Genomic DNA, 23,733 nt, shown 5'->3' with positions numbered 1-23,733 from the left:
GATATCCCATGACCGTTGCCGTCGAATTCCAGAACGTGTCCCGCCATTTCGGGTCGGCCTCCAGCCTTGTGCGGGCTGTCGACGGCGTCGACCTGACCATTGCCGAGGGGTCGTTCTTCGCCATGCTCGGGCCGTCAGGGTCCGGCAAGACCACCTGCCTGCGGCTGATCTCGGGGTTCGAGAAGCCGACGGCGGGGCATATCCGCATTTTCGGCGAGGACGTGTCGAACACGCCGCCGCATCTGCGCAACGTGAACACTGTCTTTCAGGATTATGCCCTCTTCCCGCATCTGAACGTGCGCGACAACGTGGCCTACGGGCTGATGGTCAAGGGCGTGGGCAAGACCCAGCGCCATGCAGAAGCCGAAGAGATGCTGGCGCTGGTCAAGCTGGAGGGCTACGGCGACCGCAAACCCGCGCAGCTTTCGGGCGGCCAGCGGCAGCGCGTGGCGCTGGCCCGGGCGCTGGTGAACAAGCCGCGGGTCCTGCTTCTGGACGAACCGCTTGGCGCCCTTGACCTGAAGCTGCGCGAGGCGATGCAGGACGAGCTGAAGGCGCTGCAGCACCGGCTGGGGCTGACCTTCGTCTTCGTGACCCATGACCAGCACGAGGCGCTGTCGATGGCCGATAGCCTTGCCGTCTTCAATGAAGGCAAGATCGCCCAGATCGGCACTCCGCAGGACATCTACGACCGCCCCGCCACCCGTTTCGTCGCGGATTTCGTCGGGTCGTCGAACGTGCTTCCGCCGGCGCTGACCCGCGCCCTGGGCGGGCCGGAAAGCTGGGCCTCGCTTCGCCCCGAAGCCACCCGCCTTGCCGCCACCGGTCCGGTCCAGGGCCGGGTGACCGCCCTGCGCTACTTGGGATCGGGAACCCGCGTTGTCATCGACGCGAACGGCACCGAACTTGCGGCCCTTGTCCCCGCCGGCCAACCCGTCCCGGCCGAACGCGAGGTGACGGCGATCACCTTTGATCCGTCTGCGCTGCACCTGATGGGGCCGGGCTGATGCAGACCTCCCCCGCGATCCTTCCCGAAAGAGGGCCCGCCGACCGGGTGACCGGCCTTCTGTGGCGGCGGCCGAAGCTGCTGCTTCTCTTACTCCTGACCCCGCCGCTGCTGTGGCTGGGCGTCGTTTATCTGGGTTCGCTTTTCGCGCTTCTTCTTCAGTCCTTCTACTCGATCGACGAATTCTCGGGCGTGGTGAATGAAGAATTCACGCTGAAGACCTATGCCGAGCTCTTCCGGGCGCAGAACCTGGACATCATCCTACGGACCGTGGTGATGGCGACGCTGGTCACGCTGGCCTGTGCGATCCTTGCTTTCCCGATCGCCTACTATGCCGCGAGATACGCCAGGGGCCACTGGAAGGCGGCCTTCTACCTGGGCGTGATGCTGCCCCTCTGGTCGTCCTACCTGGTGAAAGTCTACGCTTGGAAGCTGATCCTTGCGAAGGAAGGCATCATCGGCTGGGCGGCGGAAGGGACCGGCACCAGCTTCCTGATCGACGGCCTCCTGTCGATCCCCGGGCTTGAGGGATCGTCGCTTTCGACCTCGCCCTTCGGGACCTTCCTTGTCTTCGTCTACATCTGGCTTCCCTACATGATCCTGCCGATGCAGGCGGCGCTGGAGCGGGTGCCGAATTCGATGCTGGAGGCCTCGGCCGACCTTGGGGCCACGCGCAGTCAGACCTTCCGCACGGTGATCCTGCCCCTGGCGCTGCCGGGAGTGATCGCCGGGTCGATCTTCACCTTCTCGCTGACCCTGGGCGACTACATCATCCCGCAGATCATCGGCGACAGTTCGCGCTTCATCGGCCTGACGGTCTACCAGTTGCAGGGCACCGCCGGGAACACGCCGCTGGCCGCCGCGTTTGCCGTGGTGCCGATCGTGATCATGGTGATCTACCTGACGCTTGCCAAACGCGCGGGGGCTTTCGATGCGCTCTGAAGCCTCATGGGGTCTTAAGGCTGCGGCGCTGGGGGGGCTTCTCTTCCTGCACCTGCCGATTCTCCTCATCTTCCTTTACGCCTTCACCACCGAAGAGCGGACCTACCAGTTCCCGCCGCCGGGCCTGACCCTGGAATGGTTCGGCGTCGCCTGGAACCGCGAGGATATCTGGCCGCCACTCTATCTGTCGCTGAAGGTCGCGGCGATCTCGACTGCGCTGGCGATGATCCTGGGCACGCTGGTGGCTGCCGCGATGGCGCGGGCAAGCTTTTTCGGACGTGACCAGATCAGCCTCCTGATCCTGCTGCCCATCGCGCTGCCCGGTGTGATTACCGGCATGTCGCTGCGGTCGGCGTTCGGGATCATGGACATCCCGTTTTCCACATGGACCATCGTGCTGGGTCACGCGACCTTCTGCATCGTCATTGTCTACAACAACGCCGTCGCCCGGATGCGCCGCCTGTCGGGCGGGATCATGGAGGCCTCGGCCGACCTTGGCGCGAACAGCTTCCAGACCTTCCGCTATGTGCTTTTGCCGAACCTGGGCTCGGCGCTGCTGGCGGGCGGGATGCTGGCCTTTGCGCTCTCGTTCGACGAGGTCATCGTCACCACCTTCACTGCCGGGCAGCAGAGCACCCTGCCGATCTGGATGCTGAACGAACTGGTGCGTCCGCGCCAGCGCCCGGTCACCAACGTTGTCGCCATCGTGGTCTTCGCGGCCACGTTCTTCCCCATCCTCATCGCCTATTACCTCACCCGCGGCGGGTCCGAGACCGCCGGCATGGGCAAATAAGGAGTTCCGCCATGGACACCCTCACCACCATCGACACAGCTCTTCTGATCGGCTCCGCCTTCGAGACCGGGCAGGAGGCGAAGGAGCAGATCCTGAACCCGCGCACCGGCGGGCTGATCCTCGAGGTGCCGGAGGCCTCGACCGCGCAGGTCGACCGGGCCGTCGCCGCGGCGCGCAAGGCCTTTGACAGCTGGTCGCGCACCACCCCTGCCGAACGGTCAGCCGCCCTTCTGCGCATCGCCGACCGGATCGAGGCCGAGGCCGACAGTTTTGCCGCACTCGAGGCGCTGAACTGCGGCAAGCCGATCAACGCCGCCCGGAATGACGAGATTCCCGCGATCGTCGATTGCTACCGCTACTTCGCCGGCGCTGTGCGCTGCATGCACGGAACCGTGGCGGGCGAATACCTTTCCGGCCATACCAGCATGATCCGCCGCGATCCGGTGGGGGTCGTGGCGTCGATTGCGCCCTGGAACTATCCGCTGATGATGATGGCCTGGAAGCTGGGGCCGGCCATCGGCGGCGGCAATACCGTGGTCTTCAAGCCCAGCGAACAGACGCCGCTCACCGCGCTGAAGATGGCCCGGATCCTTGCCGACGAATTGCCCGAGGGCGTGGTCAGCATCGTCACCGGGCGCGGGCAGACGGTTGGAAACTACCTGATCAACCATCCGGAAGTGGACATGATCAGCCTGACGGGCGATGTGGCCACCGGCAAGAAGATGCTGGATGCTGCCGCGAAGACCGTGAAGCGCACCCACCTTGAACTCGGGGGCAAGGCGCCGGTCATCGTGTTTGACGACGCCGACATCGCCTCGGTCGTCGAAGGCCTGCGCGCCTTCAGCTTCTACAACGCCGGGCAGGACTGCACCGCTGCCTGCCGCGTCTACGCCGGGAAGAAGGTCTATGACAACCTGGTGGCCGAACTGACCCAGGCCGCGGCCTCGATCACCCTTGGGGCCGAGGATGACACGACGAACGAGATCGGCCCCCTGATCAGTCAGCGCCAGCGCGACCGGGTGGCAAGCTTCGTCAACCGCGCGCGCGAGCTGAACCATGTCGAGGTGACGACAGGCGGCGAGGCGATGGCGGACGGCTTCTACTACCGCCCGACCGTCGTCGCCGGTGCCAAGCAGGATGACGAGATCGTCCGGCGCGAGGTCTTTGGCCCGGTGGTGTCGGTCACCCCGTTCTCGGACGTGGATGACGCGGTGGCCTGGGCCAATGACAGCGACTACGGCCTTGCCTCATCGGTCTGGACCCGCGACGTGGGCCGGGCGATGGCAACGGCGGCGCGCCTGCGCTATGGCTGCACCTGGATCAATACCCACTTCATGCTGACGAACGAGATGCCGCACGGCGGGCTGAAGCAGTCCGGATACGGCAAGGACATGTCGGCTTACGCGCTGGAGGACTACACGGTCGTGCGGCACGTGATGGTGAAGCACGGATAGGTCAGCGGGCGCGGATAACGTGGTGTAGCAGCACACGGATTGTCCGGCGCTGACCGGATGTCCGGGCCGGTTTCGGTCTGACATCCCCGCCCTCTCTGGGGAAGAGGGCGACGGTGGGGAGCGGCTGTAGCAGCCTGCGCCCCACCTGTCATTTCAAGGGATGTCTCGCAAAGAAAAACCCCGGTCGCAGCGACCGGGGTTCATATCCAATGGCCGTAGGCCAGCCTTAGCGACGGCGGCCCTTTTCATCTTCCTCGTCGTCTTCTTCGTCATGCCCGCCTGCCGGCAGGTTGAAGAAGCTGTCCGCATCCGAGAAATCGCCGGCGGCTTCCTTTTCCTCGTCACCGAAGACTTCCAGCCCCGTCAGTCCACCGGGCATCTTCGGCGCCGGGTCCATGCCCAGGGACTGCTCGGTTGAGACAAGCTTGCGCCGCTCGTCGTCCGACATCACCACGCCCTCGGCGGCCTTCTTGCGGGCGGCGGCCTGCACGGCGGCGTCAAGTTCCGACTGCTTGCAGAGGCCAAGGGCAACCGGGTCGATCGGCTGGATCTGGCTGATGTTCCAGTGCGTGCGTTCACGGATCGACTGGATCGTGGGCTTCGTAGTCCCGACCAACTTTCCGATGGCGCCATCCGAAAGCTCGGGGTGGAACTTCACCAGCCAGTAGATCGCTGCCGGGCGGTCCTGGCGCTTGGAGAGTGGGGTATAGCGCGGGCCGCGCCGCTTTTCCTCGCCCACCGCGGCGGCGTTGAACTTGAGCTTCATCCGGTACAGGGGATCAGCCTGGGCGCGGTCGATCTCGACCGGGTCAAGCTGGTTGTTGGCGATGGGATCGAAGCCCTTCACCCCGCCGGCCACGTCGCCGTCGGCGATGCCCTGAACCTCAAGCTCGTGCATCCCGCAGAAATCGGCGATCTGGGCAAAGCTCAGCGTCGTGTTGTCCACCAGCCAGACGGCGGTCGCCTTGGCCATCAACGGTTTCGACATCGGATCTCTCCTTTACAAACCTGTCCCGTGCCGGGAAAACGGCTGCGGGCGGGGCCCGCGAGTTCCACGATTTCGGGGAATTCAGGCGTCCATATAGGCCCGAATTGTCGGAAGGGGAAGCGGAAATGCGCCACCTTATCGCGGTGATCGCAGCTTTGTGCTGGGCCGGGGCCGCGCGCGCCGAGGGCGAGCGGGCGGGCGATTTCGACTACTATGTCATGTCGCTGTCCTGGTCCGCCGCCTGGTGCGCGCTGGAAGGGGATGCCCGCGACGATCCGCAATGCGATGCGGGGCGGGGGCTGACCTTCATCCTGCACGGTCTCTGGCCGCAGTACGAGGACGGCTGGCCGTCCTTCTGCCGGACGGGTGAGCGTGACCCCTCGCGCTCCCAGACGGCGGCTATGGACGATATCATGGGTGGCGCGGGGCTTGCCTTCTACCAGTGGAAGAAGCACGGGCGCTGCTCGGGCCTTTCGGCCGACGGCTATTTCCGGACGGCGCGCGAGGCCTTCGGCAGCATCGCGATCCCGGAACTTTTCGCCGGCGTCGACCGCCCCCTGACCCTTCCGGCAAGCGTCATCGAAGAGGCGTTCCTAGAAGCCAACCCCGGCCTTGCGCGGGATCAGATCACCATCACCTGCAAGGACGGGCTGATCCAGGAAGCCCGCATCTGCCTGACCCGCGACCTTGCCCCGCGTCGCTGCGGACAGGACGTGATCCGCGACTGCCGGCTGACGGATGCCGTCCTGGAACCGGTGCGCTAGCGAAGGTGGGATGGGGTGGCGGGATCGGATACTTGAAAAGGTCGTTCTCTGGGGAAGCTAAAGAAATTCTTACAAAATACCTGTTGCCCGTGTGGCGACTGGGGATAACGCCGGGGGCCAATGTCTGGATCGAAACTTTCCGATCCCGCCTGAAGTGTGTCTAACAAAGGCCCATACCGGGTGCGCGTGAAAGAACCGTCAATTCGTTAACGTAACGTCAATTCGGATCAGTCCCCGACCTTCAGGACGATCTTTCCGACATGTGCCCCGGATTCCAGCCGCCAGTGCGCGGCGGCGGCCTCGGCCAGCGGGAACTCGCTGTCCATCACGACCTTCACCGCCCCGCGCGCGATCATCGGCCAGACATGCGCCTCGACCTCCCGGGCGATCCGGGCCTTGGAAAGGTCGGATTGCGGGCGCAGCGTCGATCCGGTCAGCGTCAGCCGGCGCATCATCAGCTCGGCAAAGTTCAACGTGACCTTCGGGCCTTGGAGGAACGCGATCTGCACCAGCCGGCCATCGTCGGCGAGCGACTTGATGTTCCGTTCGATGTAGGGGCCGCCGACCATGTCGAGGATCAGGTTCGCGCCGCCGACCGCGCGGAGGGCGGCGACGAAGTCCTCGGTCCGGTGGTTGATCGCCTGCTCGGCACCAAGGTCGCGGCAGACGCGGGCTTTCTCGTCACTGCCGGCGGTAGCGAAGACCCGGGCGCCCAGCGCGCTGGCGATCTGGATGGCCGTTGTCCCGATTCCACTGGTTCCGCCGTGGACAAGAAAGCGTTCGCCAGCCTTGAGGCCCCCGCGCATGACCACGTTCGACCAGACCGTAAAGCAGGTCTCCGGCAGGCAGGCGGCCTCACGCAGGGTCATCCCAGGGGGAATCGGCAAGGCATGGGCTTCATGTGTGGCGGCATATTCGGCATAGCCCCCGCCGGGCAGAAGCGCGCAGACCTTATCGCCGATCTGCCAGCGGGTCACGCCCGGCCCGACCTCGACCACCGTGCCGGAACATTCCAGCCCCGGCAGCGGCGAGGCCGAGGGGGGCGGCGCATAGGCCCCCGTGCGCTGCAGCGCGTCGGGGCGGTTCACACCGGCAAAGGCTACGCGGATGATGATCTGCCCGTGCCCCGGCACAGGAACCGGCACCGACGCGGGGTGCAGGACATCGGGCCCGCCGGGGGCCGAGATCTCGACGGCGAGCATGCTGTGCGACAGGGTCATCATCTTGTCTTTCAGATCAGGTCAGCGCGGGAAGCGTCCGGGCAGGTTATCCGGCAGCTTAGGCGCCCGAAAGGTTGAGAATACCTTGCCAGGACCGGCCATCACCGCCTTGCCAAGCGGATTTTCCCGCATGGTCGCCTTCAGCTTTTCGACCTGCATCACGTTGTCGATGCGGCGGTCAAGGAATTCCCAGGTTGCCTGATGGTCGGGCGAGGTGTCGCCCAGCCAGTAGAGCACCGTCGCGCCATAGACCGCCGACAGCGTCGCGCGCTTGGTGTACCAGTTCAGGTCCTGCGAAGTGTCGCCCAGCGCGGTCCATATCCTATCTGCCGTGCCCCAGATCGCCCGGGCCCCGTCGGCGGAATGCATCGGGAGGGAAAAGAGCGTGCTGCCACGGCGGACAAGTTCCTGATCCGCGTCCTCAAGCCGGGCACGGACGGCGGCGGCGATCCGGTCGCGGAAGCGCATGGCGGAGAGGTCCATGTCCTTCAGCCGCGCGGCCATCCGGTCATCCCCGCGCGCGTGATAGGCCAGCGCGAGATCGACCCCGCCGCGCGGAAAAAGGGCGCGGACCAGCCCGGGATCGACGCCGGCATCAGCCGTCGCTGCGCGCAAGGTGCGGTCGGACCAGCCATCGAAGGGCACATGCACCAGCGCTGCCTCAAGCACCCGGTCTTTCGTGTCGTCAGTCATCATCGCCCCCTTCAGCCGCCGGTGGACAAGCCACCCGCCCTTTGTTATAGGGCGCGGGCCTGCACAAGTCAGTGCAACTTTAACCTAGGAAGGTGGTGACAACCACATGCAGGTCAGCGTCCGCGACAACAACGTCGAACAGGCTCTCCGTGCCCTGAAGAAGAAACTTCAGCGCGAAGGGGTGTTTCGGGAAATGAAGCTCAAGCAGCATTTCGAGAAGCCCTCGGTCAAGAAGGCACGCGAACAGGCCGAAGCCGTGCGCCGCGCAAGGAAACTTGCCCGCAAGAAGCTTCAGCGTGAAGGCGGTCTGTAATACACCGCGAAAGCTGGGGTAGCGATACCCGCCCGATCAACCCCCGTCCGTCAGGCCGGGGGTTTTTCATTGGTCGCTTGACTTATCCGGGCCGGATGCGAAGGGAAGAGGATGCGCACCGTCCTGATCACCGGAACCGCGGGGTTCATCGGCTTTCACCTCGCCCGGCTGCTACTGGCCGAAGGGTTCCGGGTGGTTGGCTACGACGGGATGACGCCCTACTACGACCTTTCCCTCAAGCGGGCGCGCCACCAGATCCTGCTGCAATCGCCCGGCTTCACCTGCGAAGAGGGGATGCTGGAGGACATGCCTCGTCTTAAGGCGCTGTGCGACAGGGAACGGCCCGAGATCATCGTCCACCTCGCCGCGCAGGCGGGCGTGCGGTATTCGCTGGAAAACCCGCGCGCCTATGTCGAGGCGAACCTTGTGGGCGCCTTCAACGTGCTGGAATGCGCGCGCGAATTGCGGGTGGCGCATCTTCTGATGGCCTCGACCTCATCCGCCTATGGCGCGAACACCGAAATGCCCTTTACCGAGACGCAAAGGACCGCCCATCCCCTGACGCTTTATGCCGCGACCAAGCAGGCGAACGAGGCGATGGCGCATTCCTATGCCCATCTGTGGAAGATCCCCACGACGCTGTTCCGCTTCTTCACCGTCTACGGGCCCTGGGGAAGGCCCGACATGGCGCCGATGCTCTTCGTCAAGGCGGCGCTGGAGGGCGAGGCGATCAGGATCTACAACCACGGCCAGATGGCGCGGGATTTCACCTATGTGACCGATCTGGTGCGCGGCATCCGGCTTCTGATCGATACGCCGCCGGTCGAACCCGCTACGCCAGACGAGATCGCGCCCGGCGACAGCCTGAGCCCGGCGGCCCCTTGGCGGATCGTCAACATCGGCAACAGCACGAAGGTGCCGCTGATGGACTTTGTCTTCGAGATTGAGCATGCGCTGGGGGTCGAGGTCAGGAAGACGTTCCTCGAGATGCAGAAGGGCGATGTGCCCGAAACTTGGGCCGATTGCAGCCTGCTGATGCGGCTGACCGGCTATCGGCCAGAGACGGACCTTCGTGAGGGCGTGACCGAGTTCGTCGCGTGGTATCGCGATTTCTACCAGGTCTAGAGCACGAGTTTTCTGCGAAAACTCGATTCCACCAGAATTTTCGCAGAAAATTCGTGGTTAGACCGACAGCGCCGTCGTGCGCACCACCGTCCGCAAGGCAAAGGACGACTGCATCTGCCGCACGCCCGGCAGGCGGGACAGGTGCTGGCGGTGGATGCGGGCGAAATCCTCGGTATCCTCGGCCATGATCTTCAAGAGGTAATCCGCCGTTCCTGCCATGAGGTGACATTCCAATAGGTCCGGCACCCGGGCCACTTCGCGCTCGAAGGCATCAAGAAGATCGTCGGCCTGGCTTTGCAGGGTGATCTCGACGAAGACGGTGGTCATCCGCCCCATCTTGCGCGCGTCAAGAAGGGCGACATAGGCGGCGATGTAGCCCTCCTCCTCCAGCCTTTGCACGCGGCGGTGACATGCGGAGGGAGACAGGTTCACGATCTCGGAAAGCTCGGCGTTGGTGATCCGGCCCTGTTTCTGCAGCACCGTCAGGATGCGGCGGTCTGTGGCGTCGAGGTCCATGTTTGCGCAAGATCCTTCGGTCAGTGGGCCCTATCGCGCAGAATTCTACTGAGACAGGCGGCCTGCGTCATCCAGAATTCAAAGCATTGCCGTCGGAATGGGCAAAAACTGATGCCGGAAAGAGGCCGGACCAGGCCCGACAGGGAGAAAGACATGAAAATCGGTTGCCCGAAGGAAATCAAGCCGCAGGAATTCCGCGTCGGCATGACGCCGGATGCAGCGCGCGAGGCCGTGGCGCATGGCCACAAGGTCATGGTCGAGACCGGCGCGGGACTTGGCGCGGGCTTTTCCGACGCCGACTACAAGGCGGCGGGTGCCAAGATCCTCGATACCGCCGACGAGGTGTTCGAGAAGGCCGACATGATCGTCAAGGTGAAGGAGCCGCAGGCGGTCGAGCGCAAGCGACTGCGCGAGGGGCAGGTGCTTTTCACCTACCTGCACCTTGCGCCCGATCCGGCACAGACGAAGGACCTTCTGAAATCGGGGGCGACCTGCATCGCCTATGAGACGGTGACGGACGACCGGGGCGGCCTGCCCCTGCTCGCGCCGATGTCCGAGGTGGCCGGGCGGCTGGCCCCGCAGGTTGGCGCCTGGACGCTGCAGAAGGCCAATGGCGGGCGCGGCGTCCTTCTGGGCGGCGTGCCGGGCGTGTCGCCGGCCAAGGTGCTGGTGATCGGCGGCGGCGTCGTCGGCACCCATGCGGCCAAGGTCGCGGCGGGGATGGGCGCGGATGTGACCGTCCTTGACCGTTCGATCAACCGGCTGCGTTACCTGGACGACGTCTTTGGCGGGCAGTTCAAGAACGCCTATGCCAGCGCCGGCAACACCATTGCGCTGGCGCGTGAGGCTGACCTCATCATTGGCGCGGTGCTGATCCCGGGGGCGGCGGCGCCGAAGTTGATCTCGAAGGCGCAGCTCAAGGAACTGAAGCCAGGGGCGGCGCTGGTGGACGTGGCGATCGACCAGGGCGGATGCTTCGAGACCAGCCGGGCCACCACCCACCAGGACCCGATCTACGAGGTGGACGGGATCATGCATTATTGCGTAGCGAACATGCCGGGGGCAGTCGCCCGCACCTCGACCCAGGCGCTTGGCAATGCGACGATGCCCTTCATGCTGGCGCTTGCGGACAAGGGCTGGAAGAAGGCCTGCGCCGAGGACAAGCACCTGTTGAATGGCCTCAACGTGCACGCCGGCAAGCTGACATATGAGGCTGTAGGTGTCGCCCTGGGCCTGCCGACGATCACGGCCGCCGAGGCGCTGAACATCTGATCTGGATCACGACGGAAACCTGAATGTCGTGCGTTTATGGGGCACCTAGTCAAAGGTGCCCCATGACATTTCTCGGCCAGAAGCCGTCGACCCTGATCCTCTGGATCGTTCTTTCCCTTCCCGCCCTGCCAATGATCGGCCCCCTTTTCGGGGATGATGCGCAGGCCTTTCACCGTCTTCTTCACCCGACCGGCGAATGGGCGGCGCGGTTCATGATCGTGGGCATGATGGCATCCGGCCTGATGCTCCTATTCAAGGGCCAAAGCTGGCCGCGCTGGCTGGTGCATCACCGGCGCGACATCGAGGTGGCGGCCTTCGTCTATGCCGCCCTGCACACGGTGATCTATGTCATCGACCGCGGCACGCTGGACCGGATCATCGCGGCGCTGCCGCATACCGAGATCTGGACCGGCTGGCTGGCGATGCTGATCTTCGTACCGCTGGCGATCACCTCGAACAACGCGTCGCAACGCTGGCTGCATGCGGGGTGGAAGACCGTGCAGCGGGCGGCCTATCCGGCGGCGGTGCTGGTGCTGATCCACTGGGCCGCCCTGCACAACTGGGGCAGCTGGCCGCCCGCAGCCGTGCATTTCGGCCCGCTCATCGCCCTTTGGGCCTATCGCCTGTGGTACTGGAACCTGCGGCCAAGGCCGACCGCTGCAACCTGACCCGGGTGCCTGCGGACGGGTGCCGCAGGCGCCGTTATCCCTCAAGGGGCAGAACGCTGCTGCTTCAGCTCGGCGAGGATTTCCTTCAGAAGGTCATTGTCCGACGGACCGGCCGGAGGCGCCTCTTCCTTCTTCGGCATCACCTTGTTCACCGCCTTGACGATCAGGAACACCACCCAGGCGATGATCAGAAACTTGATGACCGCGTTGATGAAAGTTCCAATGGCGAAGCGGGCATCGCCGACCGAGAAGCCCCAGGCGGAAAAGTCGATGCCGCCGACGATCATGCCGATCAAGGGGTTGATGAGGCTTTCGACCAGCGAGGTCACGATGGCGGTGAAAGCCGCCCCGATCACCACACCTACGGCAAGGTCAAGCACGTTGCCGCGTGCGATGAAGGTCTTGAATTCATTAAGCATTCGACGGTTCCCTCTTGCTGCCCGTCCTTCTGGCGGGCAATTCGTGGTTGCAAGGGCGCACAGGCCCGGGGAAACTATCGCACAGCTTGACAGGGTTCCGCACTGTCAATTTGCGCCTATGTTGGCGCTATCAGGCATGAAGGAGCCCATCCGTGGCACAACTTGGCGATTTTCCGATCACGCACCGCTGGCCCCCGCGCAACGCGGGCGCGATCCAGGTTTACTCGCTGCCCACCCCGAACGGGGTGAAGGTCTCGATCGCGCTGGAAGAACTGGGCCTGCCCTATGACGCGCATCTGGTGGACTTCGCGAAGAATGACCAGACGAGCCCGGAATTCCTTAGCCTGAACCCCAACAACAAGATTCCCGCGATCATCGACCCAAAGGGGCCGGGGGGCGAGGCGCTGGCGCTTTTCGAAAGCGGGGCGATCCTTCTGTACCTTGCCGACAAGACCGGCGGGCTGATCCCGGCGGGCAAGCGCTGGGAGGTGACGCAGTGGCTGATGTTCCAGATGGGCGGCATCGGGCCGATGTTCGGGCAGTTGGGCTATTTCCACACCTTCGCGGGCAAGGAGATCGAGGATCCGCGTCCCAAGGAACGCTACCGCGCCGAGGTGGAGCGCCTGTTGAAGGTGCTTGATGGTGCGCTGGCCGGGAAGGACTGGATCGCGGGCGAATACTCGCTGGCCGACATCGCGATCTGCCCCTGGCTGCGGACGCTGCGTGATTTCTACAAGGCCGCCGACCTGGTGGGCTGGCACCAGCTGAAACATGTCCCGGCCTATCTGGACCGCTTCCTTGCCCGGCCTGCCGTGCAGCGCGGGCTGGTGCAGCCGCCGCGCGGCTAGGGACGGGGGGCCGCCGCCCGGCGCAGGCGGTCGTTGATCGCGCGGCCAAGGCCTGCCTCGGGCACCGGGGCAAAGGCGATGCCGCCACCGGGGCCGGCCAGACGGTCGGCCTCGCGCAGGATGTGGAAGAGCCGCGCCGCAGCTTCGACCAGATCGCCGCTGTCGGACAGCGTCAGCGCCCCCTTGACCGGACCGAAGCCGACAAGCACCTCGCCCGACCCCACCGTGGTCGCATCCAGCCGGACCCGCGCGGCGGGCGCGTAATGTGAGGCAAGCTGGCCCGGAGCGGTCGGCTTCGTGCCGTCAACTCCCGTCGCCAGCGGCCGGCCCAAGGCTGCCTCCAGCGCCTCGGCCGGAAGGCCGCCGGGTCGGAGCATCACGGGATCCGGATCGGCGATGACGATCGTCGATTCGAGCCCGACGGCGCAGGGGCCGCCGTCCAGAACGGCGGCGATGCGCCCGGTCAGTCCCTCAAGCACATGATCGGCCCGCGTCGGCGAGACCCGGCCCGAGGGGTTGGCCGAAGGGGCCGCGACCGGCCCCCCGAACGCCCGTAGCAGCGCCTGCGCCAACGGGTGCGCCGGCACCCGAACGGCAACTGTCGGCAATCCGGCCGTCACCAAGGGCGAGACGGCCCCGTCGATCACCGGCAGCACCAGCGTCAGGGGGCCGGGCCAGAAGGCACGGGCAAGATCTCGCGCCTTTGGCCCGACATGTGCCACCCGCTCCACCGCCGCAAGATCCGGCAGGTGCACGATCAGCGGGTTGAAGCTGGGCCGCCCCTTCGCCTCGAAGATCCGGGCCACGGCGGCATCCGAACGGGCATCACCGCCAAGGCCATAGACCGTCTCGGTCGGGAAGGCGACAAGCTCTCCCGTTGCCAGAAGCCGCGCGGCTTCGGCGATCCCGGCATCATCGGCGGCAAGGGTGCGGGTCATCTGACGTAGCGTCCGGCTTGAAGGGCGGCGTGAAAGGAATAGCCTTCGCCCGGTGCCGTCCATAGGGCAGGCACCGTGCCTTGCCAAGTCGTCGAAGGAAGCCGTGTCATGCCGTATCGTGCCCCGGTCAGGGATATCCGCTTCATCCTTGATCATGTTGCGGGCTTTCCTGCGCTGGCCGCCACCCCGCGTTTTGCCGATGCCACCCCCGACATGGCCGAGGCGATCCTGACCGAAGCGGGCCGTATCGCGACCGACATCCTTGCCCCCCTGAACCGGGCGGGCGACCTGCACCCGGCCCGGCTGGAGAATGGCGCGGTGGTCGCCTCCCCCGGCTTTGCCGAAGGGTATCGCGCGCTGACGGCGGGTGGCTGGATCGGGATGGCGGCACATCCTGACAATGGTGGAATGGGCCTGCCGATGGCGCTGGCCACGGCGGTGGACGACATGGTCTCGGGCGCCTGCCTGTCGCTGCAGATCAAGATGGTGCTGACCAAGGGCCAGATCGAGGCGCTGGAGCATCATGCCTCGGACGCGATCAAGGCGATCTACCTGCCACGGCTCACCTCGGGTGAATGGTCCGGCACGATGAACCTGACCGAACCGCAGGCCGGGTCGGACGTGGGCGCCCTGCGGACGACGGCCAAGCCGAACGGCGACGGGACCTATGCGGTCACCGGGCAGAAGATTTACATCTCGTGGGGCGACAGCGACATCGTGTCGAATGTCTGCCACCTGGTCCTTGCCCGGCTGCCGGGTGCCGCCGAAGGGACGAAGGGCATCAGCCTTTTCATGGTGCCGAAGTTCATTCCCGACGCGGATGGCAACCTTGGCGCGCGGAACAGCCTGCGTGTGATCAGCCTTGAACACAAGCTGGGCATCCACGGCAGCCCGACCTGCGTGATGCAGTATGACGGCGCGACCGGCTGGCTGGTGGGCGAGCCGCACAAGGGCATGGCGGCGATGTTCACCATGATGAACAATGCCCGGCTGTCGGTCGCGGTGCAGGGTGTGGGCGTAGCCGAAGCGGCACTTCAGCACGCGCTGGCCTATGCCGCAGACCGCCGGCAGGGCGCGACGCCCCTGTCGTCGGATGGCGCGATCATCGAACATGCCGATGTGCGGCGGATGCTGGCGACGATGCGGGCCGAGGTCTTTGCCGCCCGGTCGATCGCTCTGTCCTGCGCTGTCGCCATGGACATGGCCACTGCGACCGGCAGCGACGACTGGCACGCCCGTGCCGCACTGCTGACCCCGATCGCAAAGGCCTATGGCACCGATACCGGCTGCGACGTGGCAAGCCTTGGCGTCCAGATCCACGGCGGGATGGGCTTTGTCGAGGAAACGGGTGCCGCCCAGTTCCTGCGCGACGTGCGGATCACCACGATCTACGAAGGCACCAACGGCATCCAGGCGATGGACCTTGTGGGCCGCAAGCTTGCCGACGGCGGCGAGGCCGCCTTCCGCCTGATCGACGAGGTCCAGCGCGCGGCCGAGGCGGCGCGGGCCAGCCTGCCCGACCTTGCGGGTGAGGTCTGGCAGGCCTCCGAGGCCCTGCGCGAGACGACCGAGGTTCTGCTTGCACGGCCGCTGAACGACCGTTTTGCCGGGGCCGTGCCCTACCTGCGCGGGTTTGCCCGGGTGCTTGGCGGGCATGCCCACCTTGCTGCCGCGCTTGCCGATCCGGGGCGCCTGCCGCTGGCCCGCGTGATGATCCGCCGATTGCTTCCCGAGCACCTGTCGCTGTTCGCCACTGCGCGCGAAGGGGTGGACGGGCTTTACGCCGTGACGCCGGAAGACCTTGCCGCGTGAGCGACGGGGTCAGGCATCCCTTCGAAACGCCCCCGCCCGAAGGCGGGGTGACCGAGGTCGCGCCGGGGATCTTCTGGCTGCGTCTGCCGCTGCCGATGGCGCTGGACCATGTGAACATCTACGCGCTGGATGACGGTGACGGCTGGACCATCGTGGACGCGGGCCTGTCCTCGCGCCGGTCGAAGGCGATCTGGGACGGGTTGCTTGCCGGCCCCCTTGGCGGCAGGCCCGTGACGCGGGTGATCCTGACCCATCACCATCCCGACCACGTGGGCCTTGTCGGCTGGTTCCAGGCGCGCGGGGCCGAGCTTCTGGCCACCCGCACGGCCTGGCTTTACGCCCGGATGCTGACCCTTGACGTGCAGGACCGGCCTACAGCCGAGGCCCTGGCTACCTACCGCCGCGCCGGGGTGACCGGGGCCGAGCTTGATCGCCGCGCGGCCGAGCGTCCCTTCAACTTTGCCGATATCGTCGACCCGATGCCGCTTGGCTTTACCCGGCTGACCGAGGGCGGGCGGCTGCGCGCGGCGGGCCGGGACTGGACCGTCCGGCTGGGCCAGGGCCATGCCCCCGACCACGCGACGCTTTGGTCCGATGACGGGATCGTCCTGGGCGGAGACCAGCTTCTGCCCGGCATCTCGGCCAATATCGGCGTCTACCCGACCGAGCCCGAGGCCGACCCGCTGACGGAATGGCTGGAAAGCTGCCGCGCCTTCCTGCCGCTGGCCCAAGATGACCTGCTGATCCTACCCGGTCACAAGCTGCCGTTCACCGGCCTGCCCTTCCGGCTGGGCCAGATGATCGAAAACCACGAATCCGCGCTGGCCCGCCTGCTGGACCATCTTGCCCAACCCCGCGTCGCCACGGGGTGTTTCCTTCCCCTATTCAAGCGCGAGATCGGGTCCGCCGAATTCGGCCTGGCGCTGGTCGAGGCGGTGGCGCATCTGAACTGCCTCTTGCAGCGGGGCCTCGTTTCCCGTTCCCTTGGTCAGGACGGTGCCTGGGAATGGGAACGGCTGGGATGACGAAATCGCCGACGAAGACAGCCGAAAAGCCGAAAAGCCCGGCCGAATGGGCGCATGACCGGCTGGTGATGTACATCCAGAACTTCGAAAAGCAGCTGGACGCGGCGCAAGAGATTGCCATGGGCTTTGCCGGCGACGAGACCGGCGTCCTGCGGATCGAAGGGATCGGCTATTTCGACCCCGACATCATCACCTTCTACGGCCGCGACGACAGCGGGGCCCGGACGCAGCTGATCCAGCATGTCAGCCAGCTTTCCGTCACGCTGCGCGCCGTGCCCAAGGAAGGCGACAGCGATCCCCCGCGCCGGATCGGGTTCCAGCTGACCTCGGGCTGGATGGGCGGCGATTCGGGCGACGCTTCGGCCTGACCACCTTCCCCCTGCGACGCCTCACCCCGTGACAGGACCGGGCGAATAGGCTATTGGGCGGGGAAACGGCCAACGACAAGGACATGGGAACCATGGCGGACCACCACCAGAACGAACACAAGCACGGCACGATGGACATCCGCGAGCACGAAAAGACCTTTGCCGGCTTCATCCGCATGTCGATCTGGGTGGTCATCGCCTCGATTGCCGTTCTGGTCATCGCGGCCCTTCTCAACGCCTGAGCGACTGGCTGAAAGGGTTTCGGGATGCGGTTCCGTTCGCTTGCCATCGTGGCGCTGATGGGCCTTTCGGCCTGTGCCCAGCCGACCTGGGCCCCGCAGGAGGACGTGGACGCCGCGCGGTTCGTGGCCGGCCCGCCGACCTCGGTCACGCTCTACACCGTGGTGAACAAGCGGTCCGGGTCAGGCGCGCATTCCGCGCTTCTGGTCAACGCCTCGGAACGGGTGATCTTCGACCCGGCGGGTACCTGGCGGCATCCCCGGGTGCCGGAACGCAACGACGTGCATTTCGGGATGACCGACAAGGCGGTGGCCTTCTACATCGACTACCACGCCCGCGAAACCTATGACGTGGTCGAACAGACGGTCGAGGTTTCGCCGGAAGTGGCCGAACTCCTGCTGGAGAAGGTCAAGGCCAATGGGGCGGTGGGCAATGCGCTGTGCACCTCGGCCACCTCGTCGATCCTGAAATCGACGCCCGGGTTCGAATCGGTTCCCCAGACGCTCTTCCCGAACCAGTTGTCCAAGGGCTTTGCCGAGATACCGGGCGCAACCAAGCGTGTCATCACCGACGACGATGACGACAGCAACCACGGCGTCCTCCTTGTGCAGTGGAACGGCGATCCGGTCGAAGGCTGACCGCCAGGGCTTGCACCAAAGCCGCGTTTGACTACCGTCCTGCCGCCGGGACCATGGAAAGGCCATCGCTTGCGCATCTTCGGGGTCATCCTTGCCGGGGGGCAGGGGCGCCGCATGGGTGGCGCTGACAAGGCCTTCCTGCCGCTGGGGGGCAAGCCGCTGATCTGCCATGTCCTTGACCGCCTGCGCCCGCAGGTCGAGTCCGTGATCATTTCAGCCAACGGCGATCCGTCGCGCTTTGCCGGTCTTGGCTGCATGGTCATAGCCGACGATGTGCCGCAGGGCCCACTCTCAGGTATTCTCGCTGCCCTGCGCCAAGCCGGGGCGATAGGGGCCAGCCACCTTGTCTCCACCCCCGTCGACACGCCCTTCCTGCCGCTGGACCTTGTCACCCGCCTGGCGGACGCGGCCTCCCATGCGCCGGAAGGCCTCGCCTGTGCCCGCACCGCTGAGGGCTACCACCCCGCCACCGCGCTGTGGCCCGTGGCCCTCGCCCCAGCCCTCGCCGCCTATCTGGCCGCAGGCGGCGCCAAGGTCACCGCCTTCGCCGACACCCATCATGCCGCCCGGGCCGTTTTCCCGCACGAGGCGGCGTTCCAGAATCTGAACACCCCCGAAGACCTTGCCGCGGCCGAAGCCCGCCTGGGACGAAAACCATGAACATCTACGGCGTCATCGGCTGGAAGAATTCGGGCAAGACCAGCCTGATGGAGCGCCTGGTGGCCGAGATCACCGGGCGCGGGTTCAGCGTCTCGACCGTCAAGCATGTCCACCACGCCGTGGACCTTGACCAGCCTGGCAAGGACACCTTCCGCCACCGCGCCGCCGGCGCGCGCGAGGTCGTGCTCGCCTCGGCCGACCGCTTCGCGCTGATGGTGGAACACCGGGGGCCGGAGCCGGACCTGAAGGCGGTCCTTGCGCGCCTTGCCCCGGTCGATCTTGTGCTCGTTGAAGGCTACAAGCGCGACGCCCACCCGAAGGTCGAGGTCTGGCGGGCCGAAACCGGCCATCCCCTGATCCAGCCCGGCGACCCGCTTGTCCGCGCCGTGGCGACCGATGCCAGCCTCTCCTTGCCCGTGCCGGTCTTGGACCTGAACGACACCGGCGCCGTCGCCGATTTTATCCTGCGCGAGACCGGCCTTGCGGTTTGACCGCGTCATCGTGGTCGACTGGTCGGGGCGGGGTGCGCCCAGTCCGGCGCGCGAAAGCAAGGATGCGATCTGGATCGGCACCTGCGACGGCGCGGGGGAAACCCAGACCTACCACCGCACCCGGCACGCGGCGATGGAGCGGGTCCACGCGCTTCTCTCCGAGGGTGGCCGGCAACTGGCGGGCTTCGACTTTCCGATGGGCTATCCCGCAGGTCTTGCCCACAGGCTGACGGGCCGTAATGACGCGCGGACGCTGCATGACTGGCTCGCCGACCGGGTGACCGACGCCCCGGACAACTCCAACAACCGGTTCGAGATTGCCGCCGGGATCAACCGTCTTCTCGGCGGACAGGGCCCATTCTGGGGCTGCCCGAAGCAGAGGCCAAGACCCGGCCTCCCCTCGCTCAAGACCGTCGACTACGCTGCCCTTGGCCTTGAGGAAAAGCGCCGGGTCGAGCGTGAGAACCCCCCGGCCAAGCCCGTCTGGCAATTGCTTGGCGCGGGCTCCGTCGGCTCGCAGGCCCTGCTTGGTATTCCGGCCGTCCACCGCCTTGCCGCACTGACGGGTGCGGCGGTCTGGCCGTTCGAACCGCCCCGCAACCTGACCCTCGCCGAGGTCTACCCCTCCCTCCTTGCCAGGGCCGTGACCGCCGCGGGCGACCCGATCCCCGACCGCGCGCAGGTCCGGCTTCTGGCCCGAGCGCTTTACAACCTTTCCCGGCACGACCGACTTGCCCCACTATTCGACACCCCCCCGGATGCGCTAGAAGAAGGCTGGATCCTGGGTGCCGGTCATGGTGCCCGTCTTGCCGAGGCGCTGGCATGGGCGTGACGATCTTTTCGGGCCTGCATGCCCATCTCCTTCCCGACGCCGCGCGCCTTTACTGGGAGGCGTTTGGCGGCAAACTGGGCCGGGTTCTTGGCCCCGACCCAAAGGCGCTTGCCTTCTTCGAACGGGTGATCCGCACCGACCACTGCCTTGCCGCGCTGGACGAAACAGGCAGGCTCGTCGGCGTAGCCGGGTTCAAGACGCCATCCGGCAGCTTCGCCGGCGGCAGCTGGGACGACCTGATCGCCATCTACGGACATATCGGCGGGCGCTGGCGGGGGTGCATCCTCTGGGCGCTGAACCGCGAGACCGACAATGACCGCTTCCTCGTCGATGGAATCTGCGTCGCACGCAACCAGCGCGGCCAGGGAATCGGCAGCCTTCTCCTCTCTGGGCTGTATGACGAGGCGGCACGGCGTGGCTATCGCTCGATCCGGCTGGATGTGATCGACGCGAACTGGCGGGCGCGGGCGCTTTACGAACGGCAGGGGTTCACCGCCACGCGCACCGAAAGCCTTGGCCCGCTGCGGCATGTCTTCGGTTTTGCCAGTGCAACCACGATGGTCCGGCCCCTTGCCGCGCAAAAGAAGGGATGACCCTTGCCCCGGCGGCCCGGGCCTGTCAGAATATGATCAAATTCCTCAGGGAGGGTTCCTCGATGATCACCAAGCGCGAATTCTACATCAACGGGGCATGGGTCGCACCTCTGGTTGCCCGCGATTGCCCGGTCATCGACCCCTCGACCGAGGATGTCTGCGCGGTGATCTCGCTGGGCAGCGAGGCTGACACCGATGCCGCCGTCGCTGCCGCCAAGGCCGCTTTCCCGGCCTGGGCCGCCACGTCGCCGGCCGAACGTCGCAAAGTTGTCGAGGGCATCCTGGAGCAGTATTACCTCCGCAAGGAAGAAATGGCCCATGCGATCAGCCTGGAAATGGGCGCGCCCATCGACATGAGCCGCGGCGACCAGGCCGAATGCCTGCCCTGGCACCTGAAGAACTTCCTCAAGGCCTTCGACCATATCGAATGGATCAGGCCGCTTGGCCCCCATGCGCCGGACACCCGCATCGCGCTGGAACCGATCGGCGTCGTGGGCCTGATCACGCCGTGGAACTGGCCGATGAACCAGGTCACGCTGAAGGTGATCCCTGCCCTTCTGGCCGGCTGCACCTGCGTGCTGAAACCGTCCGAAGAGTCGCCCCTGTCCTCGATGCTCTTCGCCGAGTTCTGCCATGACGCGGGCGTTCCGCCGGGCGTCTTCAACCTGGTAAACGGCGACGGTGCCGGGGTCGGCACCCGGCTTTCCAGCCACCCGGATGTCGAGATGATCAGCTTCACGGGCTCGACCCGCGCCGGTCGTGCGATCTCGAAGGCCGCTGCCGAGACGCTGAAGCGTGTGACGCTGGAACTGGGCGGCAAGGGCGCGAACCTCGTCTTCGCCGATGCCGATGCCAAGGCGGTAGAGCGTGGCGTGCGCCACATGATGAACAACTCGGGCCAGTCCTGCAACGCGCCCAGCCGGATGCTGGTGGAGCGCAGCTACTATGACCGCGCGGTGGAAATCGCCGCCGAAGTGGCAAGCTCGATCAAGGTCGGCCCCGCCAGCGAGCCGGGGCCGCATATCGGCCCGGTGGTGAACAAGCGGCAGTGGGACCAGATCCAGGGCTACATCCAGAAGGGCATCGACGAAGGTGCGCGCCTTGTCGCGGGCGGCCTTGGCTTGCCGGAAGGGATGAACAAGGGCTTCTACGTCCGTCCGACGATCTTTGCCGACGTGAAGCCCGGCATGACCATCGAGCGCGAGGAAATCTTCGGCCCGGTCATGTGCATGATCCCCTTCGACACCGAGGCCGAGGCTGTCCATATCGCCAACGACACGCCCTATGGCCTGACGAACTACGTCCAGTCACAGGACGGCGCGCGGCGCAATCGCCTTGCCCGGGTCCTGAAGGCGGGGATGGTCGAAATGAATGGCCGCTCGCGCGGGGCCGGTTCGCCCTTTGGCGGGGTCAAAGCCTCGGGCCGTGCGCGTGAAGGTGGTATCTGGGGGATCGAGGAATTCCTCGAGGTCAAGGCGATCTCGGGCTGGGACGTCAGCCAGGACATGGCCGCCGAATAGGCATCTTCGCCAAGGATCCGGAGCCGGAGCCGTCAATGGCTCCGGCCTCTGCATTGCGACGGGTCGGCGATGACCGCTGGCCAGTAACGACTGACCACACTCGACCTCAGGCTCGGCTGACCAGAGCAAGTTGACAAAGTCGTAATCCGAAAATGCAAGTATATGATTTAGCTTATATTTTGCATTTTGACCACTGTGGTCAAGGTCAGCCGTCGAGGCAGGTTCGAAGCCTTTCAAAGCTCGCTTCCGGGCCTCCCGGCGGGGCGGGCTCGGCAAGATAGGCGTCCAGCGCGGGCCAAAGCAGGATCGCACGGTCGACAACGGGGTCAGAGCCTGCCGCATAAAGCCCGGCCTGGATCATCAGTTCGGCCCGGTCATAGGCCCCGAGCAGCCGCCGCGCCTCGGCGATCAGCGCGTTCTCGGCCTCGCTGGCCGCCTCGGGCAGGGACCGGCTGACCGACCGCAGAAGGTCGATCGCCGGAAACCGCCCCCGCTCCGCGATCCGGCGGTCCATCACCACATGGCCGTCAAGCACCCCCCGCAGGATATCGGCCACCGGCTCGTCCATGTCGGACCCCGCGACCAGCACCGAAAAGACCGCCGTGATGTCGCCCATCCCCTCAGGCCCCGGACCGGCCCGCTCGGCCAGCCCCATGATCACCTGCGACAACGAGGGCGGGTAGCCGCGAAGGCTCGCCTCCTCCCCCCCGGCCAGGGCGACCTCGCGATGGGCCTCGGCAAAGCGGGTGATGGAGTCGACCAGAAGCAGAACATGCTGCCCCTGGTCGCGGAAGTGCTCGGCCACCGCCATGGCCGTCGGCACGCACATCCGCCGCAACAGAGGGGACTGGTCCGACGTTGCCGTCACCACCACGCTGCGCGCCAGGCCCCGGGGACCAAGGACGCGCTCGGTGAACTCCCGCAGCTCCCGCCCCCGTTCCCCCACGAGGGCGATCACGACGACATCCGCCTCGACCCCCTGGGCGAAACGGGCGAGGAGCGATGATTTCCCGACGCCCGAGCCTGCGAAAAGACCGATCCGCTGGCCACGGACCAGCGGAAGGAGCGTGTCGAATACCGCAACCCCGGTCGACAGCCTCTGACCCAGTCGGCGACGGGTCGCTGCGGCAGGGGCCGGGGCGCGCAGGGCGCGAGGGAGCGGCCCGCGGAGCAGCGGACGACCGTCCAGCGGGCGGCCCGTCGGGTCAATGATCCGGCCGACCCAGCTGTTCGCGGGGGCAATCTCGGCCCGGCCAAGGAGTTCGACCCGATCGCCGATCGCCATCCCGTCGCCCGGAGAATCGGGCAGGACGAAGGACAGCCCCGGCGTCAGGCGCAGCACCTCTCCCTCCGCCGCCGAGTCGCGGCTTTGGATCAGCACACGGTCCCCGATCGCCGCCGAGGTCAGACCTGCCACCTGCACAAGGCCGCGGCGCGTTTCGACCACCCGACCCATGCGGCGGACCGGGGTACTTCCAGCGATCTCGGCCAGCAGCCCATCGAAGAGACCGGTCACGGGATTCTCCCTTTGTTCGCCCTCAACCGTTTCTAAAGGAATCACCCTTAAGCCTTGGTGAAGCGGTCGAGGGAGAAGC

Annotated in this window: 27 protein-coding genes; 20 read left to right on the top strand and 7 right to left on the bottom strand. The window is 66.1% G+C overall.

What is annotated here, in order from left to right; translation table 11 throughout:
• Positions 1-8 precede the first annotated feature (8 nt).
• Genes AC2D9V_RS06665 through AC2D9V_RS06650 form a run of 4 tightly spaced genes read left to right on the top strand, consistent with a single transcriptional unit; the run spans position 9 to position 4,195 of the window.
• Positions 9-1,007: an ABC transporter ATP-binding protein gene (locus AC2D9V_RS06665; RefSeq protein WP_484713242.1), complete on the top strand. Its 999-nt coding sequence runs from the start codon at positions 9-11 to the stop codon at positions 1,005-1,007.
• Positions 1,007-1,948: an ABC transporter permease gene (locus AC2D9V_RS06660; protein ID WP_484713241.1), complete on the top strand. Its 942-nt coding sequence runs from the start codon at positions 1,007-1,009 to the stop codon at positions 1,946-1,948. The genes AC2D9V_RS06665 and AC2D9V_RS06660 overlap by 1 nt, the downstream gene beginning before the upstream one ends.
• Positions 1,938-2,741 (top strand): ABC transporter permease, encoded by an 804-nt coding sequence (locus AC2D9V_RS06655; protein ID WP_484713240.1) that lies wholly within the window; start codon positions 1,938-1,940, stop codon positions 2,739-2,741. Before AC2D9V_RS06660 ends, AC2D9V_RS06655 begins: the two co-directional genes overlap by 11 nt.
• A 29-nt stretch (positions 2,742-2,770) precedes the next feature.
• Entirely contained in the window at positions 2,771-4,195 is a 1,425-nt protein-coding gene (locus tag AC2D9V_RS06650) for a gamma-aminobutyraldehyde dehydrogenase (protein ID WP_484713420.1), read from the top strand.
• Positions 4,196-4,421: 226 nt separating this feature from the next.
• Here AC2D9V_RS06650 and AC2D9V_RS06645 read toward each other — a convergent pair whose 3' ends face one another.
• Positions 4,422-5,183 (bottom strand): DUF1013 domain-containing protein, encoded by a 762-nt coding sequence (locus AC2D9V_RS06645; protein ID WP_484713239.1) that lies wholly within the window; start codon positions 5,181-5,183, stop codon positions 4,422-4,424.
• 125 nt (positions 5,184-5,308) lie between these two features.
• On the opposite strand from AC2D9V_RS06645, the gene AC2D9V_RS06640 reads away from it, so the two are divergent.
• A complete protein-coding gene (locus AC2D9V_RS06640) occupies positions 5,309-5,947 on the top strand; it encodes a ribonuclease T2 family protein (protein WP_484713238.1) in 639 nt (212 codons plus the stop codon).
• 227 nt (positions 5,948-6,174) lie between these two features.
• On the opposite strand, the gene AC2D9V_RS06635 is transcribed toward AC2D9V_RS06640, so the two are convergent.
• The gene (locus tag AC2D9V_RS06635) at positions 6,175-7,167 is read right to left on the bottom strand and encodes an NAD(P)H-quinone oxidoreductase (protein WP_484713237.1); all 993 of its coding nucleotides are present in this window, start codon (positions 7,165-7,167) and stop codon (positions 6,175-6,177) included.
• A gap of 21 nt (positions 7,168-7,188) precedes the next feature.
• Positions 7,189-7,863, bottom strand: a complete 675-nt coding sequence (locus AC2D9V_RS06630) for a COQ9 family protein (RefSeq protein WP_484713236.1) — start codon at positions 7,861-7,863, stop codon at positions 7,189-7,191.
• Between the two features lie 103 nt (positions 7,864-7,966).
• Between AC2D9V_RS06630 and rpsU the strand changes: the two genes are divergently transcribed.
• A complete protein-coding gene (gene rpsU, locus AC2D9V_RS06625; protein ID WP_008027119.1) occupies positions 7,967-8,173 on the top strand; it encodes a 30S ribosomal protein S21 in 207 nt (68 codons plus the stop codon).
• Positions 8,174-8,284: 111 nt separating this feature from the next.
• A complete protein-coding gene (locus AC2D9V_RS06620; protein WP_484713235.1) occupies positions 8,285-9,298 on the top strand; it encodes an NAD-dependent epimerase/dehydratase family protein in 1,014 nt (337 codons plus the stop codon).
• 57 nt (positions 9,299-9,355) lie between these two features.
• Here AC2D9V_RS06620 and AC2D9V_RS06615 read toward each other — a convergent pair whose 3' ends face one another.
• Complete coding sequence (locus AC2D9V_RS06615; RefSeq protein WP_484713234.1) at positions 9,356-9,814, bottom strand: Lrp/AsnC family transcriptional regulator; 459 nt, start codon at positions 9,812-9,814, stop codon at positions 9,356-9,358.
• 153 nt (positions 9,815-9,967) lie between these two features.
• Between AC2D9V_RS06615 and ald the strand changes: the two genes are divergently transcribed.
• Together ald and AC2D9V_RS06605 are read left to right on the top strand one after the other, a co-directional pair.
• The gene (gene ald, locus AC2D9V_RS06610) at positions 9,968-11,086 is read left to right on the top strand and encodes an alanine dehydrogenase (RefSeq protein ID WP_484713233.1); all 1,119 of its coding nucleotides are present in this window, start codon (positions 9,968-9,970) and stop codon (positions 11,084-11,086) included.
• 62 nt (positions 11,087-11,148) lie between these two features.
• A complete protein-coding gene (locus tag AC2D9V_RS06605; RefSeq protein ID WP_484713232.1) occupies positions 11,149-11,754 on the top strand; it encodes a protein-methionine-sulfoxide reductase heme-binding subunit MsrQ in 606 nt (201 codons plus the stop codon).
• Between the two features lie 41 nt (positions 11,755-11,795).
• Here AC2D9V_RS06605 and mscL read toward each other — a convergent pair whose 3' ends face one another.
• Positions 11,796-12,173: a large-conductance mechanosensitive channel protein MscL gene (gene mscL / locus AC2D9V_RS06600; protein ID WP_484713231.1), complete on the bottom strand. Its 378-nt coding sequence runs from the start codon at positions 12,171-12,173 to the stop codon at positions 11,796-11,798.
• A gap of 152 nt (positions 12,174-12,325) precedes the next feature.
• Here mscL and AC2D9V_RS06595 point away from each other — a divergent pair, with 152 nt between their 5' ends.
• Positions 12,326-13,021, top strand: coding sequence for a glutathione S-transferase family protein (locus AC2D9V_RS06595; protein WP_484713230.1), 696 nt, complete (start codon positions 12,326-12,328; stop codon positions 13,019-13,021).
• Here the strand turns inward: AC2D9V_RS06595 and AC2D9V_RS06590 are convergent.
• Positions 13,018-13,959, bottom strand: coding sequence for an L-threonylcarbamoyladenylate synthase (locus AC2D9V_RS06590; protein ID WP_484713229.1), 942 nt, complete (start codon positions 13,957-13,959; stop codon positions 13,018-13,020). The genes AC2D9V_RS06595 and AC2D9V_RS06590 overlap by 4 nt on opposite strands.
• A gap of 108 nt (positions 13,960-14,067) precedes the next feature.
• Here AC2D9V_RS06590 and AC2D9V_RS06585 point away from each other — a divergent pair, with 108 nt between their 5' ends.
• The 10 genes from AC2D9V_RS06585 to AC2D9V_RS06540 all read left to right on the top strand — a co-directional run bounded on the left by AC2D9V_RS06585 (position 14,068) and on the right by AC2D9V_RS06540 (position 22,138).
• Complete coding sequence (locus AC2D9V_RS06585) at positions 14,068-15,771, top strand: acyl-CoA dehydrogenase family protein (RefSeq protein WP_484713228.1); 1,704 nt, start codon at positions 14,068-14,070, stop codon at positions 15,769-15,771.
• Positions 15,768-16,796 carry an MBL fold metallo-hydrolase gene (locus AC2D9V_RS06580; protein ID WP_484713227.1) on the top strand — a complete coding sequence of 343 codons (1,029 nt, stop codon included), beginning with the start codon at positions 15,768-15,770 and terminating at the stop codon, positions 16,794-16,796. The genes AC2D9V_RS06585 and AC2D9V_RS06580 overlap by 4 nt, the downstream gene beginning before the upstream one ends.
• Positions 16,793-17,164, top strand: a complete 372-nt coding sequence (locus AC2D9V_RS06575; protein WP_484713226.1) for a DUF6173 family protein — start codon at positions 16,793-16,795, stop codon at positions 17,162-17,164. Before AC2D9V_RS06580 ends, AC2D9V_RS06575 begins: the two co-directional genes overlap by 4 nt.
• 92 nt (positions 17,165-17,256) lie before the next feature.
• A complete protein-coding gene (locus AC2D9V_RS06570; RefSeq protein ID WP_484713225.1) occupies positions 17,257-17,406 on the top strand; it encodes an aa3-type cytochrome c oxidase subunit IV in 150 nt (49 codons plus the stop codon).
• A gap of 24 nt (positions 17,407-17,430) precedes the next feature.
• A complete protein-coding gene (locus tag AC2D9V_RS06565) occupies positions 17,431-18,042 on the top strand; it encodes a hypothetical protein (protein ID WP_484713224.1) in 612 nt (203 codons plus the stop codon).
• A gap of 69 nt (positions 18,043-18,111) precedes the next feature.
• Positions 18,112-18,702, top strand: coding sequence for a molybdenum cofactor guanylyltransferase MobA (gene mobA, locus AC2D9V_RS06560; protein WP_484713223.1), 591 nt, complete (start codon positions 18,112-18,114; stop codon positions 18,700-18,702).
• The gene (gene mobB / locus AC2D9V_RS06555; protein WP_484713222.1) at positions 18,699-19,193 is read left to right on the top strand and encodes a molybdopterin-guanine dinucleotide biosynthesis protein B; all 495 of its coding nucleotides are present in this window, start codon (positions 18,699-18,701) and stop codon (positions 19,191-19,193) included. Before mobA ends, mobB begins: the two co-directional genes overlap by 4 nt.
• The gene (locus tag AC2D9V_RS06550; RefSeq protein ID WP_484713221.1) at positions 19,183-20,025 is read left to right on the top strand and encodes a hypothetical protein; all 843 of its coding nucleotides are present in this window, start codon (positions 19,183-19,185) and stop codon (positions 20,023-20,025) included. The genes mobB and AC2D9V_RS06550 overlap by 11 nt, the downstream gene beginning before the upstream one ends.
• Positions 20,016-20,618, top strand: a complete 603-nt coding sequence (locus AC2D9V_RS06545; protein WP_484713220.1) for a GNAT family N-acetyltransferase — start codon at positions 20,016-20,018, stop codon at positions 20,616-20,618. The genes AC2D9V_RS06550 and AC2D9V_RS06545 overlap by 10 nt, the downstream gene beginning before the upstream one ends.
• 62 nt (positions 20,619-20,680) lie before the next feature.
• Positions 20,681-22,138, top strand: coding sequence for an aldehyde dehydrogenase family protein (locus AC2D9V_RS06540; protein WP_484713219.1), 1,458 nt, complete (start codon positions 20,681-20,683; stop codon positions 22,136-22,138).
• A gap of 205 nt (positions 22,139-22,343) precedes the next feature.
• On the opposite strand, the gene AC2D9V_RS06535 is transcribed toward AC2D9V_RS06540, so the two are convergent.
• Positions 22,344-23,654 carry a FliI/YscN family ATPase gene (locus AC2D9V_RS06535; RefSeq protein WP_484713218.1) on the bottom strand — a complete coding sequence of 437 codons (1,311 nt, stop codon included), beginning with the start codon at positions 23,652-23,654 and terminating at the stop codon, positions 22,344-22,346.
• Positions 23,655-23,733: the final 79 nt, after the last annotated feature.

Source organism: Tabrizicola sp. T46 (genome assembly GCF_057219895.1).
Note: the sequence above shows the minus strand (reverse complement) of the source record. Positions and strands in the feature narration are given on the sequence as shown.